The following is a 17,822-nucleotide window of genomic DNA, read 5'->3' on the forward strand; positions in this document are numbered from 1 at the left end:
AGGGTCAGATGACTGCGCCGCGATATTCGGCTCCAGTGGACTGGGCGACCTCGGGCCATTGGGACAGGACGCGGTCGGCGATGCCCATCGAAAGGCGGGCGGATATCGACAGCTTTCGCGCGTTCGCAATCGAGTCGATGAACATCGTGCGCGCGCCGATCAGGCGGGCCAGCCGGATGGCCAGAAATCCGCCAGCAGCTCCAGTTGAGATCACCACATCCGGGCGGATACGGAGTACGATCCACGCCATGCGCAGCACGCAGACTAGCAACCGAAGTGGTGTGTCCTTGTTCGCGTCCGGGTAGGTGTGAATGCGCTCTGACGGGGAGCGGTCTGCGGCGGAAGGGTCGGTGGTGGCAAAATGCAGTTCGGCACCGTCGAACGCGGGCGTTAGGTGCTGCATCTGGACCCAATGACCACCACCAGAGGAGACGGCAAGAACGACGGGGCGTGAGTGGTGGCGGACAGGCATCTTGCAATCTCCCAAGGTTTGGTTTGTTCCTGGGAAGAAAATACCGTGATTTAACTCATTGATGTTAATGCGCAAAAAGCGATTTTGAGCTCGCAAGTGGGTGGGGTTAGCTATCCTTTCGGATAGCGGTGGGCGCATTCTGCTGGATCAGTAAGTCTTTGTAGAGGGTGACCAACTTGTCGGCCTTCACGCTCCACAATCCTTCACGCAAAACCTTGGTCCGGGCGCCCTGTCCCAGGCGCTGGCACAGGGCGGAATCACTCGCCAAGCCCCGCACAGAATCGGCGATACTGGCGGCGAATGCATCGGGTGATGTGACCGGGACACGGACGCCGCATGTGTTATCGACAATCCAGCCCGGCCCGCCACGATCTGCAGTGATGATAGGAAGGCCGTGGCGCATTGCCTCGTACAGGACCCCGCCCGCTGGCTCGCGGAAAGAAGGGAAGCAAAAGGCGTCGTGACTGGCGTACAGCTCCTCGACCTGTTCGCGCGGGATCTTACCCAGAAAACACACACGATCCGCGACGCCCAGTCGCTGTGCCTCGGCCCGACAAAGGTCCAATTCTTCACCTGACCCAGCACTGGTCAGGGTCACGCCCGGCAAGTCGCGCAGATGTGCCAAGGCACGAACCGCATCGCGCAGCCCTTTGGTGCGCACGGCCCGGCCAACATGCAACAGGCGCAGAGAGCCAGGGCGGGAGGAGCGCTCAACCGCTGGCGCAACGGAATCAATGCCCAGCTCCAGAACCGGTTCAAACCGTTGCAACGGAATGTCACCCAACACGTCTTTCACATAGGGCGCCACACCCAGAACGCAGGCCGCCCCGGCATAGCTGGCGCGAAGCCATGGGTCATTGCGGAACCGGAACGAGTCCAGAGCGCGCAGACGGGTGAAGAGCGGGGCGCTGGTTGCTTCGGACTGGAACGCAGAGGGAGTATCCAGCGCGCCGCCGAGGGGGCCAATGATGTAAGGTATCTCGAAATGGCGCAGAGGAGAGGCATAGCGTGCCGCCTGCGGCATCAACTGATGGGCCAGATCGAAGCGTTCACCTCTGCTCAGGGCCTGACCGATCCACTGTCGCACATGTGTGGCAAAAACCGGCCAAGCGGGTTTCAGCATCGCGTTCAACCGCTCGTGCTTCATCGCCCACGCGGGTTCGGGCCACGTCACCACCCGCGCGCCGGGCAATTGCGAGGCGACATCAGCACGGCCCGGACGCTGAAAGGTCAGGACCGTCAACGCCACCCTGTCCGCCAGCGCTTCGGCCCATTTGAAGGCGACAAACGCCTCACCCACATCTGTGCCGTCCAGGTTTGGGGCGATCAGCAGAACCTTCATGGCCGGGCACCTTCCGTGGGCCAGGCTTTGTACAGATCAGCGGTTACACAACGGAAATGCCGGGCCCTGGCGCGCGCGGCCCCGCGCCGCAACGGGCTGAGCACTGTCCAAAGGGCTGCGCGTGTTACGTTGTGAAAGCTGAGCACTGCAAAGCAGGCCATCCCGGCCAGCAAGCCGCCGTGTTTGCGATGCAGGCGTGTGGTGCCTTCGGTCAGCATCACATCGCGGCGATGGTTCAGTCGCGCGACCGCCCCGCCGCCAAAATGTGTGATTTCAGGGAGCGGGACAAACATGATACCCCAACCCGCGCTCGCGAACCGGTGACACCAATCGGTTTCCTCGCCATAAAAAAAGAAGGCCTCGTCCAGCAGTCCCACCTGTTCCATCGCTACCTGGCGCACAAACATCGCTGCGCCGGAGATCACGTCGACCTGCCTCTCGGTCGACCGGTCCCAGCCGGTCATGCGATAGCTGTCCAGCCGTGCCAGTTTCGTCAGCCCTAGCGCCTGCATGGTCAGGAATTTGAGCGAGGGAAATGCGCTGCAAGATGATTGGATTGTGCCGTCTGCGTTCAGGACTTTCGGCCCCATCACGGCGACCTCGGGACGGGCATCCAGCCATGCCACCGCGTCTTGCAGTACCGTGCCATGCACCAGCGTGTCGGTGTTCAGCAACATAACATATCGTCCGCACGCCTGCCGCAACGCGACGTTGTTGCCGCCCGCAAAGCCCAGGTTATCAACGCTTTCGATCAGAGTAACATTCGGAAACTCTGCGCGAACCATGGCGACGGATGTGTCGGACGAAGCGTTGTCCACCACAAGAACCTCGACTTGCAGGTCGCCAAGTCCCGCTCGCACGGAAGTTAGGCAATCCCGCAAGAGATCACATGTATTCCAGTTCACGATGACAATAGAGAGATCCATGAAGGGTAACCTTTCTTAGGAATTCAGAATAAACGCGCAGGTTGCAGTACGACTGAATTTCGGCTCGCAGGTTTAACCGCCTGAGGATGCCGAGGCCTGGCATCCAGCATCCATGCGCCAGACCCAATGAGGAAAAAGAACAGTACAAACAGCGCGTTCCACAAATGAACCGTCGCTGCCGCCACAGCGATCCCGAACAGCGTGAACGCCCAGGCATGCCGCGCCCGCTGCCATGTGTCCGGCACGCGCTTGCGTTGCCCTACCGACCAGACCAACCCCAGCAATACGCCCAGCAACAACAGGAATGCAGGAATGCCGTAGCGCATGGCCGTCAGCAGCCAGAAATTGTCCATGCTGTCCGACATCCAGACCGGGCGTTCCCAGTCGCCCAACCCAATGCCAAAAATCGGATGCCGCGCGACCTCGGCCGTGCCGTACTCGAACAGCAGGATGCGGTTATAGGCGGATTGCTTGGAAAAGGTAAAATAGTTGACGAACACATGGAACGGCGTCCTGCTCGAAAACAGGTCGATGACCACATAGGCCAGCGCGAACAGCGAAAACAGCGCGGCCCAACGGCCTTGGATCTTGCCCAGCACACGCTCCCACGCGGCGACGAACCCTTGCATCATCAGTACCAGATACGGTCCGCCAGAGGCTGACATAAACGTCGCCAGCCCCACGCCGAACACCTTGGCCATGCCTGTGTAATTGTCGAGCCGCTTCTGCGCGACCACGAAATATGCCAGCGAAAAGGCCGACGCACTGAAAATGCCGCAAAGTATTGGATGATCAAACGGACCAAACGTCCGCTCGATCCCCATGCGGGGTTCGATGAACGGCGCGCGCGGTCCACCCACCGCGCCCGAGATCGTGTCGTACAGTATGTGCACACCCGTCAACGCCTCGGGTAAGGTGAACAGCAGCATGGCCACAACAACACCAACATAGGCACGGGCCATGGCGGAAAAGTCCTCGTAACTGCGGATGTAGAGACGCCCGACAAGGTACGCCCCCATACATTCCACAAAGTATATGCCGCCGGATTCGATGCCTTGGCGCAGCCCGCCCCATTTGATCAGCGCGAGGATCGCCCAGGCGCAATGGGCCAACAGCAGCATGTCGAACAGGTTCATTTTGCCCCGCCGACCGATAAAAAGCTGAAACAGCATCGGCAAGATCATCACGATCAGAACCACGCGATAGACAGACATCCGCAGCCCGCCCAAGTTGATAGAAACGGGGGTGGGCAACATGATGGCTAGGAAGAACACGGCGATGACCGCCGGGACACCGAACAGCGTGGGAGAGAAGGTCTTCGCGCGGGTCATTGCACGGCCACGGTCTTGCGGTAGGTCAGCGTCGGGTATTCGACCCCGTGCCAGCTGAAGACCGCGAAAGGAAATGTGAGGACGAGGGAAAGGGCCGCCAAGGGGACCGGGGCGATGCCCGGCAGCAGATAAACGACAGTTTGCGCGACGGGCCAGCCATAGATGTAAAGGCCGTAGGAAAGATCCGCGTTCAGGCGGATCGGGCGGGCGCAGAGCGTGATGGACAGAACGCCATAGCACAGTGCTACAACCGAGAAAGGGGCCGGAAGCAGGGTGACGGCGCAGATCGCGGCGATTCCGGCCCATGGGCTCAGGCGCAGGCTCTGGCTGACATGATGCACGGCCATGCCAACGGAAAACGCAAAAAACAGCGGCACAAAGGTGGCGAGCCGGGGAGACAGCGCGTCCTGCCAGAGGGACGCGACCCCGGCCAGCGTAGCAAGGCTCAGAACCCAAACGCCCCGACGCAGAACGCCCATCGACACCAGAGCCATGCAGACACCGTAAGCCAGCACTTCGTAAAACAGGCTCCACAATGGGCCATTGACGACGCCGGGATAGGGGTTGGTGGCAAATGCGCCGGTGATCCGGTGTTCGATGGACACAAGCGTGAAAGCACGCAGCCACCAGTGCGCGGCTTCTGCCGGGGTGGCCGTTGCCCCGCAGGCATAGGCCAGACACAGCGTTAGGATCAGGGCCACGCCCAACCCGGGAAAGATGCGACGCACCCGCGATCGCCAGAACGCGATGGCCGGGCGGCGCTCTGCACTGGCCGTAATCAACAGGCCGGACAGAAAAAAGAAGAGTAGAACTGCCCAACCTCCCAAGGACCGTCCGGTGAGGTGCTCCAAGGGCTCCGCTGTTCCGGGGCCTTGGGCAAGCGGCCACGCGTGGCTAACAATCACACAGCCCGCCAGTGCCAGCCGCAGCGCGTCCAGATTGCCGGACCGACCAGTACGAAATGCATCGGCCAGGGTCATGGGCCAACCCTGCCGATAGTCACGTTCCGCCACAGGCGATTACGCAGAATGCGTTTCCAGGTTCCCAGCACGGATTGCATCTTCTGTTTTGTCGACAGTCGCAGCCACAGTGACCACAGGCGCTGTCCCTTCAAATGCGGGGTCTGTAAACCGACAACCCGCATCGCAGCGATCCGTCCCCATGCTGCGCCATGTGTTTTCTTCAGGTTCGGTTGTGCGTCCTCAATGACATTTCGCGAACGTGGTTCAGCGATCAGAACGCCCGCACGAATGGCAGCCTCGACCAAGGCCCGGCCCCCGGCCGTCCGCGCAACGATCAGGGAGCGTCCGGCGTCCTGATCCCCATCGGGCGGCGCGTGCCATGGGTCGCCGACCGAGATGTCGGCAAAGGCCCCGGTGTGATCCGCGCAGATGTTGCAGCGCCAGCGGCGTTCGCCTTGCAGGATGGTGCCCCAACCTTCGGCATAAGGAATGCCCTTGGACAGATGTTCTACTCCCGACGCGTCCCGCCACGTGGCCTGCATCAGTCCCGGCCAGCCATTGCCGCGATAACGTAGCTCGATCAGGTCGCCGTCCTTGGGTACCTCTAACCGGTCCAGCAGCCGGTCTGTGGCCATCAAGTTCGGTGCGCCAGCGCAGAAGATCGCGATTGTCAGCGGGATCTTGGCTGCGAGTTCATTGTCTTGCTCCGTCGCACGCCGGACCGAAGCTACATCGCAGGGCTTGCCAATGAACGCGACCTGATCCGCGCCACGCGTGATCTCTCCTACCAATTCCGCAGGACTGGCCTGTGCATAGCGCGAGCCGGTGCCGCGCATCAGCCCAACCCGGTCGTGGCTGATAACGGCCTCGTTCAGACGTGGGTCGTCCCGCCGGGCGACGACATGAGCGACGCCATCAACCTGCCCAAAGTTCAACGCGAAGGCTGCCGGGGCTGTCACTGCGCCGCCTGACGACCCCTTAAGACGGATCTCCGGATCGGCGGCCCAGCCTTCCCATGTAGACTGGATCGGCCCCCAATCGGCTTCTGTCTGGTCCCTAATCGGAAGCTGAGACCAGTCGCTGTTTGCGCCCGAGCAAACTGCCATTGCTGCTTTAGATGCTGCGCGCCCCTCCTCACTACGCGCCACGACCGGGCGGCGGCCATGGACCGGGTCTTCCAGCATGCGGATAGCGTTTGGGAAAGCACCGGCGCAGCCCCCACATCCGGTGCAAAGGTTGCGTTCGACAACAGAGGTAATTGGATCGGCACTCATGAATAGACCTCATTGGAAATGGGAGTTGTGAAAGACAGTTGTGCTAAGGACATGGCCCGTAGAGTTGCCGCAGCCTCGCCCACTGCGGCGGCGGCTCCGATGGCGGCCAGTGGCAATCCAATAGCAGCAAAGGCCGCAGCAGGGATCAGGGCAGCGGCGCGCATCAAATTGGCGCGGGCGGGATCGCCGGTGCGCCCCGTGGCAATGGCAAGTTGCGAATAGGGCGTGCGCAAGATGCGGAATCCGGCGGCGATGCCTACGGCGATGGCTAGTGCAAGATCCGGGTGGACATCCGGGCCGTAGATAAGCGGGACGGCCACGGGGGCCAGCACGGCGAACCCGACAGCAATTGTCACGCTAAGGCTAATATGGGTAACCAGGACAGGCTGCCAGACCGAAGAGAGCATGCCCCGGCGCAGCGCGTCGCGCAGGCGGGGCAAAACCAGCGAGGCAGCCGCTCGCCCGACAATTTGCGCAGGCAGCAGGGCCAGTTGCAAAACCACACCGTAAACCGCCAGTGTGGCCCAGTCATAAGACCGCGCCACGATCAGGCGATCCGCGTAGAAGGTCAGGAACAACAGCCCTGCATTCAGGATTAGCGGTGCGCCAAATCGCCAAACGCGTTCGATCGCTTGTCGGGATAGGCGCAGGCGATAGGTGCGGGACGCCACCAGATGAGACAGGCTCACATAGGCCACTGCATGCGAGATCAGCACCAACGCCATGGCACGGTGGTCGTTCAACAGCGACGCTGCGGGCAGGACGAATGCCGCCATGACCAGAGTCGCACCGCCTTCGACCGCTGCCAGCGAGTGGTACCGGTACCGGCGTTCGGCGCGGCGAAAATCAAGGTGTGTCAGTCCACGCAGCAACGGGATGATCGCCAGCACGGCATATGTCGAAGCCTCAGGCCCATTCGCGAAGATCATCGCCAGCATCGGGGCCAGTGCCAGCAGCCCCAATGCCCCGACGACGCCCCTGATCACCGCGACCCCCTGCAAGTCTGCCTGCAACCGGGCGGTGTTGCCGTCCTTTGCCTGCAGGATCAGACGGTCGATGCTCAGATCGCTTGCCATTTCGGTAAGCCGGACAACCAGCGCCAGTATCATCGCTTGCCCCAGTTGTTCCGGACCAAGCATCCATGCAAAAGTCACCGATCGCGCCAATGCCGCGGCCTCGGCCAGAACCGGTACGGCCCAGGGAATCCAGCGGCCAGAGGTCACGCGGCCACTCCGGCCTGCCGCGCTATCACGTCCATTTCATCTGCCGCGCGGGATTTCACACCGGCTAGGCGACGGTGTAGGGTGGCGTGCATAGCGCTGCGTTGGGTGAAAGACGCAACTGCCCGTCCCGCCAACTGACGTGCATCTGCGCGGCGCAGATCGACAACCTCATCACCGATGCCGCATTGTTCGAAGACGCCATAGGCCTTGTCGGTATATCCCAGCCCCAGTGTCGGAACCCCCGAGGAAAACGCTCCGATAGTGGCGTGCATCCGCGCGCCAGCAAACCAGTCTAGCCGAGACAGGACCCATTTCAGTTCCATCGCGCTCAACCGCTCTTCCAGAACCTGAACGCGGTTACGTTCCCGCTCCCCCAACCGTGCCCGCAAGGCCCGCGCAGCGTCGAGGTCGCTTTCCGGATCACTGTCCGGGCGCTGCACATGAGGCACCAAAAGAAGCCGCAGATTGGGATCGGCCTGCAACAGGGCTTGTGCCAGTGCATCCAACTGATCCCGGTGACTGGCCTTCAGACCAAAGGCTTGCCGCGCGGTGTCGTCTTCGTTGCACAATAGGCCCGACACGTTAAGGCCTGCCACGGGCACGCCTCGGTCCGGCGTAAGCCAGTTGGCCAACTGACGAGGCAAGTGGGTGGGTTCAGCTGCGGGAAGGGCCACCGCGACATCCACCCCTAGACGATGGCGGTCGGCATCAAACGACGCCCCCAGCGCCATTTGTAGGAACTCAAAGCTTTGCGCATCCCTTACCCAAACCGCTTTGGCCCGGCGCAAGATCGACATGGCCTTATCCAGCGCGGCATTGTCTCGAAACGGGCCTAGCTTTTGCGGCAGTAGGATCAGCGGTACGCCCGCATCCAGCGCCAGCCGTTTGGTCAGGGCCATAGCCTGAAATCGCTTGGTTCCGTAGATGTCGGTGAAGCTGTCCCCGCCCGAGATGTCGAGCACAGCACGTGAACCCATAACGACGCGGGCGGGTGCGTTGAACCTGCCTTTGACGCGGGCAATCGCGTGGGCGGTGCGCAGGCTGTCCCCGCGCCAGTACCGGCGGTGATGGGTCAGGCCGACCAGATTGACGTTTGCGTAGCCCCAATCCGCTTGACGCAGGCCGCGCCCGTGATCGGCAACCGTCATTTGTGTAGCACCGCGTTGCGTCAATCCAGCCACAACCGAATGGCACAGCGCACTGACGCCCTGATTTCCAGTATCCGGTGCTGCGTTCAATAAGGTGATCATGGCGGTCCTCGCGACTGTTGCAAGGACGTTAACCCGGTGGCCTTACCTCTGTCCGCTGCGCGTCAGGTAAGGTCCGGCTCCTGATGGAGGGGGTGACCTATTCAAAGGGATAGGTCGCGGATCCATGGAAGGAAAAAGGTTGGGTCAGACCAGATTGCGATCGCGGGCGATCATGGCCGCATGCGTACGATTCTTAGCATTCAGCTTGCGACACAGTGTTTTGGCGTGCAGCTTCACCGTGGCTTCGTGCAGATCATAGTCGCGCGCGATTTCCTTATTCGCCTTGCCCTGACAAATGCCACGCAACACATCCATCTCGCGTTTGGTCAGCAACCCGGGTTCGGCTTCGTCTTGTTGCTGCATAAGGTTGAACGGCGCATATGTTTCGCCTGCAGCCATAAAATTGGCCGCGCTGATCATAGACTTCGACCCTAGCGTTTTCGGCACAAACCCCGCCGCCCCGGCGGCGATGGCCTCTTCCGCCAAAGCGCGCGTGGTGGTGCCCGATAAGATGGCAACGGGACGTTCCTCATTCGCTTCCTGCATCTGCGCCAATCCGTCCAACCCATTCATTCCCGGCATGTTGTAATCCAAAAGAACCAGATCAAACGTACCGGTGGCTTTGACTACTTCCAACGCCGCACCCAGGGTTCCGGCGGTTTCAACTTCTGCGTTCCCTTCAGCAATCAAGAACGCGGCAATAGCTTCGCGGACCAAATCGTGATCATCTGCAACAAGTATCCGCATGAATTCCCTTTCTTCAGACCACAAATTACGTCTGGTCACTGATATAAACCGCTCACACATCTCTAACCCTATTGCGTTTCTCAAGGATTACCACATGCATTTTACTGCCGTATTTCTTTCAAGCGGACAGCCGAGCACCCCATTTGAGACCCCCAAACCTATCCGAAAGTATAAGGCAGTATACGCATGGCCAGATGACGCGCAGCGGAGAATGTGCGATTCAAGAGTAGCTTCAATGAAAGGTTTGCGCATGGTGTCCCTGTTCTCAAAACTCCCTAACCTCTTAGGTTTGGTGGCCATCACGTGCATGATCGCGACCGGACCGGCGGCGGCGCTGGACCCCGTAACCGGAACACCCATCCTCACTGTGACTGGTGATGTGCAAAACACCAACGCCGATGGCGCGGCTGAGTTCGACTTCGACATGCTCGGGACGCTGGATACGGTCACGTTCGAGACCTCGACGATATGGACCGATGGCGTGCAAAAATTCACTGGTATCGAACTGGATGACTTACTTACACTGGTCGGCGCGGAGGGTGAAACGCTCAAGGCCTTCGCCGTCAACGATTATGCTATCGAAATCCCGGTAAGTGATGCGGTGGACGGTGGACCCATCGTGGCTTTTTTGCACAATGGCGAGCAAATGAGTCTTCGCAACAAAGGACCGCTCTGGATCGTGTACCCCTATGACAGCAAGTCGGACTACCAGTCGGAACTGATCTATTCCCGAAGCATCTGGCAACTTAACCGCATTGAGGTTCAGCGCTGAACGACAACAAGCAAAACCCGGAAGGCACGCACCGGCGCGGGCGGATCATTTCCGCCGTGACGTTTGTGGCTGTTCTGGCACTTGCATTGTTCGCAGCGGTCCTGCTGAATGGAGACATCAGACGCAAAATCGACGCGCTGGCCACGGCCCAGTCGGACAGCGTGCAATGGTCGCTGGCACAGGCGGATGTGGAACTACTGGCACTAAATGCCGAGGTTCTGTCTGCCACAATAGACCCACCTGCATCGCTGGCCCAACTGCGCAGCCGGTTCGACATTTTCTACAGTCGCGCACAGACGTTGATCATCAGCCCACAGTATGCGCCGCTACGTGAAGACCCAGAGGTCGCAGCTGCGCTAGAACAGATCGACGTTTTTTTGACCGAGGCCGTGCCGATTATCGACGGCTCGGATGACGCGCTGGGCGGGGCACTGTCTGACCTGGCCGCCCGAACCGATCAAGTACGCGGTCATGTACGGACAGTCACGTTAGAGGGCGTGTCAATCCTGGCGGAAACCGCTGATACCCAAAGGTTGGCCACCGCGCAAACGCTGTCGTGGGTTTCCGCGTTGACGCTTGGCGTTTTGTTGATCCTGGTTCTGATGCTTTTATTCCTATTGCGTCATTTCCGTCGCGAACGCGTGATTGCAAAGGAACAGAGCTTGGTGCAGTCGCGGTTGGCCGCCGTTGTGTCGACCTCGTTGGACGCGGTTCTTGTAGTGGATCGGCAGGGTCGGATCATGGATTTCAACGGCGCGGCGGAACGCGTTTTTGGGTATTCAAGGGACGAGGCCATTGGCGGTGATCTGGCCAAACTGATTGTCCCGGATCATTTCCGTGACGCTCATCGCGCTGGCATGACCCGCTACCTGACTACCGGGGAAAAGCGGGTGGTCGGCACTGGCCTCGTCCAGCTGGAAGCCAAGCGCATAACGGGCGAGGTGTTTCCGGTGGAACTGTCCATCTCGACCGCCGAGGCCGACGATGGTGAAATCTTCGTCTCTTTCATTCGCGATATCTCGGCCCGCGTGGCAGCGCAGGAGGAACTGGTCAAGGCCCGCGACGATGCGGTGGCAGGGGACCGCGCCAAGGCCGAGTTCATTGCCGTAATGAGCCACGAAATGCGCACGCCGTTGAATGGCATGTTGGGCACGTTGGACCTGATGGACGCCTATACACGCAACGCAAAGGAACAGGAATATCTAGAGATCATCCGCGCCTCGGGCAGGCTGCTGCTGCATCACGTCGACAACGTTCTTGAACTGTCGAGGGCAGAGGCGAGGCAGATAGAGACGGCAAAGGAGGTGTTTGATCTGCCCCAACTGGTGCAAGAGTTGGTGGAGGGTCAGCGGGGCGTGGCGCAGCATAGGGGGAATACGTTGCATGTTTCGGTCAGCGATGGGTGCGGTGACCGTGTGCTGGGCGATCCAATGCGGTTGCGCCAGATCCTGATGAACCTTGTTGGCAATGCCACCAAGTTCACGCGTGATGGTCGTATCTCTGTCTATGTGACCCGGATCGAGGCAGGCGACGAAGTCGAAATCAAGGTCGTCGATACGGGTATTGGCATTGCTCCGGCGGATCAAGAACGGGTGTTTGAAGATTTTGTGACGCTGGACGCGACCTACAGTCGGGAAATTGGCGGCACTGGGCTCGGCCTGGCCATCGTGAAGCGATTTGTTGAAGCGCTGAACGGACGCATAGTTCTGGACAGCGCCCTTGGCCAAGGTAGCATATTCCGTGTCACACTTCCTTTGCCCAAGGTGACCAACACCGAAGCTGAGTATTTTGAGCATTCCAGCGCTGATTTTTCGAAGGCCGCAGGAGGCAGCGGCCTTCGGATCCTTATTGTCGAAGATAACCGCAACAACCGGGTCGTGATGAGCGATATGTTGGAGTTGGACGGGCATTCAGTGGAGGCTGCGTTTGATGGCAAACAGGGTGTGGAGCGGGTGCAAAACGCAGGCCCCTATGATTTAGTGTTCATGGACATTTCGATGCCCAGAATGGATGGGATTGAAGCCACCCGAACAATTCGTGCATTCGAAGCACCCGATGCACATTTGCCGATCGTCGCGGTAACCGCACATGCTGATCCAGCCGAAGCCGACCGCTTTCGCGCAGCAGGAATGGATGACGTGTTAGTCAAGCCAATTTCACGAACGACATTGCGTCAAACTCTTAGTCGGTTGTGCCTGGAGAATTCGACCGTGTCTGACGGAAACGAAAGAAGCCGTACTAGTGTGAAGAGTCCCGTTCTGGATTTCAGCCAAATCCAAGAGTTGAGTCATACATTGGGCCGCAAAAAACTGACCACACTGGCCCAAGAGTTCATTCAAGAAGCGGATCCCGCAATTGATCAGATATGCCGAGCTCTTTCTTTGGGCAACACGGACACGGATTTGGTCTCCTTGATCCACCGCACCGCTGGATCTGCCGCCTTGGTGGGGGCTGCCGCGCTCCGAATTGAGCTGCAGGCCACTGGAAGCGCGCTTAAAGACTGCCTTGCCCCTTGAAGCTGAACTGCCCAAGCGCCTTCTATCGCTTTGGGATCAAACTAAGTTGTGCCTACTTGAATATCTAGAAAGGTAGATTTCGAATTGGCCACGGCATTCGCTATCGTGCGGTTTTATCATCGCGGCAGGGGCCATTGAACGATCACCACTCGATTTGAAGGCCTCTAACAGATCTGCGCATCTTCCGCCTGAGACTTTCCAATTGCTTCATTTTGGCCGCGCGTTGGTCCCGGCGGATCCGGCGATCATCTAGGCGGAAAGTCCGAGTTGTTGGAGCGATGTGAAAAATTCTGGTGTAGCTCCTTCGCAGACCTCGTTTGACTACTTCTTTCACACACTGAAGGTCCATTTAAAAAGCTTCGATTCAGTGTACGTGACCGTGATGAACGGCAGCTATGGGCCGAACTTGCTACTGACCCACGCACTCATCTTACTCTATCAGCTTTTTCGGATCTCACTGTACACGGATCAGATCATTGACCGCGTTGCGAGTTTCGGCGGCTTGACTAGAATGACCGTCACCCGCACGATCCAGCGCTGCGCACCAGACGGGTCAACAACAAGATACAGACCGCCGCCTTCCCTATGCCGCCCAGGGCCGAGTTTCTCCATCAGCTTCTGTGTCGGCTTTCCGCCGAGTGCCGCCATCTGAAATACCACAATTCATACCACCTAAAGAAATTACACGAGTTAAATTGAATGAAAGCGAGCAGAATGCCTAAGTAGCACTAGCTCCCTTAAAACAAGGGCCACATGCACATCATTGGAATGAAGGAAAATCCAGTAAAATGTGATGGTGGCGGAGACGAAGTTCGCCACATTTTCATCGTAACATGTTTAAATGTAATGATTAATTTCCCCCAAGCATTTTAAAGCCCACCTATAGGCCCATTTCAACGATAATTTTTTATGTCCGTGCGATGGCATCGGGCGCAATAAAACCGCCCTCAACCGATGTGATGTGTTTACAAAAGGGAAAAAAGGTAAGTAATATTGACGTATAAATGACGGAATTGACGGCTCATGCCTCATGATGAGAAAAAATCAAAACGTGGTCCAGATGGCAAGTTTCTCCCAGGACACAAGCCGCCGAAGTCACCCGGACGCCCGCTGGGTGCAAATGGCATCAAGGCGCAAGCATCACGTCTTGCAAGCGAGCGGCTGGAAGACATGCTCGGACGTGCCACTGACATCATTTCCGACGAACTGGATAACGGCAACCCAACCGTGGCCCAGTGGCTGGTTGATCGGGTTCGGCCACCTGGACGCTCAGACTTCGTTCAGCTGGCCGACGGGAACAAATTGGGCTCGATTGAAGGTATTCTGGTCGCTTCTGAGCGGGCCACAATTGCAGCATCGCGTGGCGAAATCAGCCTGCAACAGGCAATGCTTCTTCAGGATATCTTGGGTCGGCACGCACAACTAAAGGGGTTTCAGGAGTTGTCCGTGCTCCGCTCCGAAGTCGAAGAAATGCGTCATACAATCATGAAGCCTGCTGCCATCGGCAACTCTCTGCTGCCTATATGGGGCCGGTTAAGTGAGAAGCAGAAATGAACAGCCTGTCAGAAAGAAAAATTGTGAGAAACACAACAGCCCTTAAGTCTATGCCCGATTGGGCCGCTGTTAAGGCCACGCTTAAAGCAGCAATTGAGGCTGACAACCGGTTGAACGTGTCAATCCGGCATTCCGAGAAAATAGGCGCTTTACCTCCAAACCTGATGTCCGGGCAGTGCGATCTCTATCAGGCAAGACGGCTGCTTGCAGCCGCAATTTCACACCTGAGGAAAAGTAGCGCGTTGGGTCGGTAATTGATCGCTCAGAGCACGTAGACGACCTTGAGGACCAGCGCAGCATTTGTCGCAAAGGGCGTATTCTGTTGAAATCCTCTTCGCTCACCTCAAACGCATTTTCGGGCTGGGACAGCTGCGACTACATGGCCCATGTGGCGCGAACGACGAATTCCTTCTCGCCGCCACCGCCCATAACCGCATGACCCAAACCGGTCGTGCGGCCTAAAAGCGCGTGTCACAGCTACATGGGGAAAGGGGATCTTTCGGTCCGATTTAGATCCAGGCAACACGGCCGACTTCGAGCAGGTTGCTGCGTTTGCTGGATAATTGTGTTTAGTCCACGGGGCATTCTCAACCTTTTACGATTTTTGCGACACTACCGCCTTTAGTCGTCTTCGAAACGCCAGACAACTTGGCAATACCCGATTCCGCCTTCAGCTGGATTCGACCCCTTGATGGCCGCAGGCCCCCTAACTTCGGAACAGTCCCCAGAAACTCGCATTGCGGAAAATGCGTCCGATATTGGTTGTTCTATCGTCCAAAAAAGCACTCCACCCCAAGGGGTATCGAGAGACAATCCCTGGTCCCGGATTACAGGACCGGGGCGAACAGCCGAGCTATAGGGGCGCCGACTCGAATGTGCAAAGGCTGTTCGGCAAGGGTCTTGTCCAGCATCCACGCGCGGTCAAAGTCCATTTCCAGCATGGCCGCTGTTGCGGCCGCGGGGCGGCGGTCAAAAAACACGGCCATCGCCTCAAAGTTCAACCGGAATGAGCGGTTGTCCAAATTGGTTGTGCCAACAGCAGCAAAATCATCATCCAGCAAAACAACCTTCTGATGCATGAATCCCGGTTGGTAGCGCCAGACCTGCACGCCCGCGGCGCGTAATTCATCAAAATAGGCAAATGCCGCCAGCCAAGGGATCTTGTGATCAATCACCTCAGGCGCCAGGATGCGAACATCAACGCCACGAAGGGCTGCATGTTTCAAGGCCGTCAGAACATCCGTGTCAGGCACAACATAGGGCGATGCGATCCAGACCCGGTACTTGGCGGCGCTGATGGCTGAGAAGAAGAACAACGCTCCAGTTTCCATTTCGTCTCCGGGGCCCGTGGGAACAATCATCGCCGTCATGTCTTCGGGCGCATGTGGCGCTTCCCAGTCCAGATCCTCAATCAGAACCTCGCTGGTGGCCCAGTGCCAGTCCTCGGCAAAGATAAGTTGTAACTGAGAAACGACCGGGCCTTCTAGCCGGGCGTGTGTATCGCGCCATGTCCCGAATTTCGGGTCCAGTCCGACATACTCGTCGCCGACATTGAAACCACCGGTGAACCCGACCTTGCCATCGACGACAACGGTCTTGCGATGGTTTCGCAGGTTAATATGGAACCGGTTCTTCGGCCCCCGAACAGATTTGGGATCAACGACCTGCACACCGGCTTCTCGCAGATGTTCTTGATAGTCGCGCGGCAGTTTAGCGCTGCCCACTGCATCGAAGATCAGCCGCACAGTGACGCCCCGTGAAGCAGCGTCAATCAGATGCTTCTGCAAGCGCTTCCCTAGCCCATCGCTCCTAATAATATAGAACTGAACGAGGACATAGACTTTTGCCGCATCAATGGCGGCGAAAATCGCGTCGAACGTGTCATGCCCATCGATGAGGAGGGTCATGTTGTTTCCGCGCGCGGCGGGTAGTTCAGATATTTTTTCAAAGGCTTGAACCGGTATTTCGGTCGCGCTGGCGGGCGCGTTTGCTTCCTTAAAGGTCTTCACGCCTTCGATGATCTCTTCGCTGTCGCGGCGGGCAATCAGGTAGTGCTTGAATTTGTGGTGACCAAGGAAAAGATACATCGGGACACCAATATATGGTGCCGTAATCAGGAACACGACCCATCCAACCGCGCCTTGCGAGGTTCGGGCAGATGAAATCGCGCGCCAAGCAAACCAGATGGCGACAATTTCCAGAGCTACAAAGGTCAGAACGAATAACTGTGTGTCCATCGAGATCCCTCTTTTGTCAATCGCCCAAGCGGGCATGCGTAGGGTCCCGTAAGGGTCCTGAACAGTTGCACGGGTCAGTGGACAACAGTTGAATGAGTTCTGCAAGGTCGTCGCTGCCATGCGCCCCTGCCTGAACCCGGGAACATTGCGACCGCTACGCATTGGTGCCAACGGATCTACCGCTGTGTGGTTTTCCAGTAAGTGTCTGATTTAGCTTGAATGTCCATTGATAGCCCGCCGCAGGCAATAGAAGGACAGCTGATGTTTGCTTCAACCTGAAGCTTTAGCGTGCTAGAAAAAGTCGCTGATATCAATACAGAGGACGCGTGACATGACCGTACGGCTAGTGGCACGGGCGTTCTGGGCGGCATTACTTCGGTTTGAATCCAATTATGGCTGGTCAAAAAGCAGCCACATCGCCATGTCGATGATGCTGGCCTTGTTTCCATTCACGATCTTCGCATTGTCTCTGACACAGGCCTTATCGACAGAATATTCCACCCTTGACATTATCGAGTTCATTTATGGGACATGGCCCGACAGTATCGCCGAACCCATTGTCAAAGAAGTGCGGGCCGTTTTGCAAGATAGCAATGTCAAAGCAATGACCATAGGAGGTTTGCTCGCAGTTTTTTTGCCTCCAATGGCGTAGATGCGGTGCGCCAAGTCGTTACGGACGCCTATCGTGAACACGATCCCCGCCCACTTTGGAAATCGCGGGCGATATGTGTTGTATTTGTTTTGTGTGGCTCTGCCATTCTGGCCGTGGCGGCGGTTCTAACATTTGCTGCACCGTTTTTTGTCGACACGTTCCATTCTGGTGGTGACGGATTGGTGTCCTTTGACACAATACGGCTAGGCATTTCATTTGGCCTGTTGGTTTTTTCGATCTTCGCCTGCCATATGTGGCTACCCGGCCATCATCATACCGTGAAACAGGTTTATCCGGGGGTCGTCATGACGGTCCTACTGTGGCTTGTCGCTGGAAAAGTATTTGCGGAGTACGTCGCGAATTATTCGTCTTACAGCATAACCTATGCAGGTTTGGCTGGGATTCTGGCCGCCTTGGTGTTCTTGTACGTCATGTCGGTGATCTTTGTGATCAGCGCCGAATTCAATGGCCGTCTGATCGCAATCAAAACCCATCTGGTCGACGGGTGAGAAGTGACGCAACCAGTTTCGACCGACTATTGAACTGATCTTCTATCGAACTCGC

The 17,822-nt window shown here is 57.9% G+C and carries 13 protein-coding genes and 1 pseudogene; 4 read left to right on the forward strand and 10 right to left on the reverse strand.

What is annotated here, in order from left to right:
• Positions 1 to 4: 4 nt before the first annotated feature.
• The 9 genes from ACZ1HE_RS04455 to ACZ1HE_RS04495 all read right to left on the reverse strand — a co-directional run bounded on the left by ACZ1HE_RS04455 (position 5) and on the right by ACZ1HE_RS04495 (position 9,527).
• Positions 5 to 472, reverse strand: a complete 468-nt coding sequence (locus tag ACZ1HE_RS04455; RefSeq protein WP_472619729.1) for a UDP-N-acetylglucosamine--LPS N-acetylglucosamine transferase — start codon at positions 470 to 472, stop codon at positions 5 to 7.
• A gap of 106 nt (positions 473 to 578) precedes the next feature.
• The gene (locus tag ACZ1HE_RS04460) at positions 579 to 1,814 is read right to left on the reverse strand and encodes a glycosyltransferase family 4 protein (protein WP_472619730.1); all 1,236 of its coding nucleotides are present in this window, start codon (positions 1,812 to 1,814) and stop codon (positions 579 to 581) included.
• Positions 1,811 to 2,740, reverse strand: coding sequence for a glycosyltransferase family 2 protein (locus ACZ1HE_RS04465; protein ID WP_472619731.1), 930 nt, complete (start codon positions 2,738 to 2,740; stop codon positions 1,811 to 1,813). Before ACZ1HE_RS04465 ends, ACZ1HE_RS04460 begins: the two co-directional genes overlap by 4 nt.
• 23 nt (positions 2,741 to 2,763) lie before the next feature.
• Positions 2,764 to 4,071: a hypothetical protein gene (locus ACZ1HE_RS04470; RefSeq protein ID WP_472619732.1), complete on the reverse strand. Its 1,308-nt coding sequence runs from the start codon at positions 4,069 to 4,071 to the stop codon at positions 2,764 to 2,766.
• The gene (locus ACZ1HE_RS04475) at positions 4,068 to 5,051 is read right to left on the reverse strand and encodes an acyltransferase family protein (protein ID WP_472619733.1); all 984 of its coding nucleotides are present in this window, start codon (positions 5,049 to 5,051) and stop codon (positions 4,068 to 4,070) included. The genes ACZ1HE_RS04470 and ACZ1HE_RS04475 overlap by 4 nt, the downstream gene beginning before the upstream one ends.
• The gene (locus tag ACZ1HE_RS04480) at positions 5,048 to 6,307 is read right to left on the reverse strand and encodes a Coenzyme F420 hydrogenase/dehydrogenase, beta subunit C-terminal domain (RefSeq protein WP_472619734.1); all 1,260 of its coding nucleotides are present in this window, start codon (positions 6,305 to 6,307) and stop codon (positions 5,048 to 5,050) included. The genes ACZ1HE_RS04475 and ACZ1HE_RS04480 overlap by 4 nt, the downstream gene beginning before the upstream one ends.
• Positions 6,304 to 7,530, reverse strand: a complete 1,227-nt coding sequence (locus ACZ1HE_RS04485; protein WP_472619735.1) for an oligosaccharide flippase family protein — start codon at positions 7,528 to 7,530, stop codon at positions 6,304 to 6,306. Before ACZ1HE_RS04485 ends, ACZ1HE_RS04480 begins: the two co-directional genes overlap by 4 nt.
• Positions 7,527 to 8,780 carry a polysaccharide pyruvyl transferase family protein gene (locus tag ACZ1HE_RS04490; protein WP_472619736.1) on the reverse strand — a complete coding sequence of 418 codons (1,254 nt, stop codon included), beginning with the start codon at positions 8,778 to 8,780 and terminating at the stop codon, positions 7,527 to 7,529. The genes ACZ1HE_RS04485 and ACZ1HE_RS04490 overlap by 4 nt, the downstream gene beginning before the upstream one ends.
• Positions 8,781 to 8,924: 144 nt before the next feature.
• Positions 8,925 to 9,527 (reverse strand): response regulator transcription factor, encoded by a 603-nt coding sequence (locus tag ACZ1HE_RS04495; protein ID WP_472619737.1) that lies wholly within the window; start codon positions 9,525 to 9,527, stop codon positions 8,925 to 8,927.
• Positions 9,528 to 9,762: 235 nt separating this feature from the next.
• Between ACZ1HE_RS04495 and ACZ1HE_RS04500 the strand changes: the two genes are divergently transcribed.
• The 3 genes from ACZ1HE_RS04500 to ACZ1HE_RS04510 all read left to right on the forward strand — a co-directional run bounded on the left by ACZ1HE_RS04500 (position 9,763) and on the right by ACZ1HE_RS04510 (position 14,369).
• A complete protein-coding gene (locus ACZ1HE_RS04500; protein WP_472619738.1) occupies positions 9,763 to 10,299 on the forward strand; it encodes a putative pterin-binding protein in 537 nt (178 codons plus the stop codon).
• A 56-nt stretch (positions 10,300 to 10,355) separates the two neighbouring features.
• On the forward strand, positions 10,356 to 12,815 hold the full coding sequence (locus tag ACZ1HE_RS04505) for a hybrid sensor histidine kinase/response regulator (protein ID WP_472619739.1): 2,460 nt from the start codon (positions 10,356 to 10,358) through the stop codon (positions 12,813 to 12,815).
• Between the two features lie 1,023 nt (positions 12,816 to 13,838).
• Positions 13,839 to 14,369, forward strand: coding sequence for a hypothetical protein (locus ACZ1HE_RS04510; protein ID WP_472619740.1), 531 nt, complete (start codon positions 13,839 to 13,841; stop codon positions 14,367 to 14,369).
• 827 nt (positions 14,370 to 15,196) lie between these two features.
• Here ACZ1HE_RS04510 and cls read toward each other — a convergent pair.
• Positions 15,197 to 16,606, reverse strand: coding sequence for a cardiolipin synthase (cls, locus tag ACZ1HE_RS04515; protein WP_472619741.1), 1,410 nt, complete (start codon positions 16,604 to 16,606; stop codon positions 15,197 to 15,199).
• A 430-nt stretch (positions 16,607 to 17,036) separates the two neighbouring features.
• Between cls and ACZ1HE_RS04520 the strand changes: the two are divergent.
• A pseudogene (locus tag ACZ1HE_RS04520) lies at positions 17,037 to 17,767 on the forward strand (YihY/virulence factor BrkB family protein).
• Positions 17,768 to 17,822 lie beyond the last annotated feature (55 nt).

Source organism: Falsiruegeria sp. JB4-1 (genome assembly GCF_055693495.1).

Bases quoted from the DNA above. Each gene is read 5' to 3' on its own strand.
- ACZ1HE_RS04455 (WP_472619729.1), bottom strand. From the start codon at position 472: ATGCCTGTCCGCCACCACTCACGCCCCGTCGTTCTTGCCGTCTCCTCT.
- ACZ1HE_RS04500 (WP_472619738.1), top strand. From the start codon at position 9,763: ATGAAAGGTTTGCGCATGGTGTCCCTGTTCTCAAAACTCCCTAACCTC.
- ACZ1HE_RS04490 (WP_472619736.1), bottom strand. From the start codon at position 8,780: ATGATCACCTTATTGAACGCAGCACCGGATACTGGAAATCAGGGCGTC.
- ACZ1HE_RS04475 (WP_472619733.1), bottom strand. From the start codon at position 5,051: ATGACCCTGGCCGATGCATTTCGTACTGGTCGGTCCGGCAATCTGGAC.
- ACZ1HE_RS04470 (WP_472619732.1), bottom strand. From the start codon at position 4,071: ATGACCCGCGCGAAGACCTTCTCTCCCACGCTGTTCGGTGTCCCGGCG.
- ACZ1HE_RS04480 (WP_472619734.1), bottom strand. From the start codon at position 6,307: ATGAGTGCCGATCCAATTACCTCTGTTGTCGAACGCAACCTTTGCACC.
- ACZ1HE_RS04460 (WP_472619730.1), bottom strand. From the start codon at position 1,814: ATGAAGGTTCTGCTGATCGCCCCAAACCTGGACGGCACAGATGTGGGT.
- cls (WP_472619741.1), bottom strand. From the start codon at position 16,606: ATGGACACACAGTTATTCGTTCTGACCTTTGTAGCTCTGGAAATTGTC.
- ACZ1HE_RS04510 (WP_472619740.1), top strand. From the start codon at position 13,839: ATGCCTCATGATGAGAAAAAATCAAAACGTGGTCCAGATGGCAAGTTT.
- ACZ1HE_RS04465 (WP_472619731.1), bottom strand. From the start codon at position 2,740: ATGGATCTCTCTATTGTCATCGTGAACTGGAATACATGTGATCTCTTG.
- ACZ1HE_RS04495 (WP_472619737.1), bottom strand. From the start codon at position 9,527: ATGCGGATACTTGTTGCAGATGATCACGATTTGGTCCGCGAAGCTATT.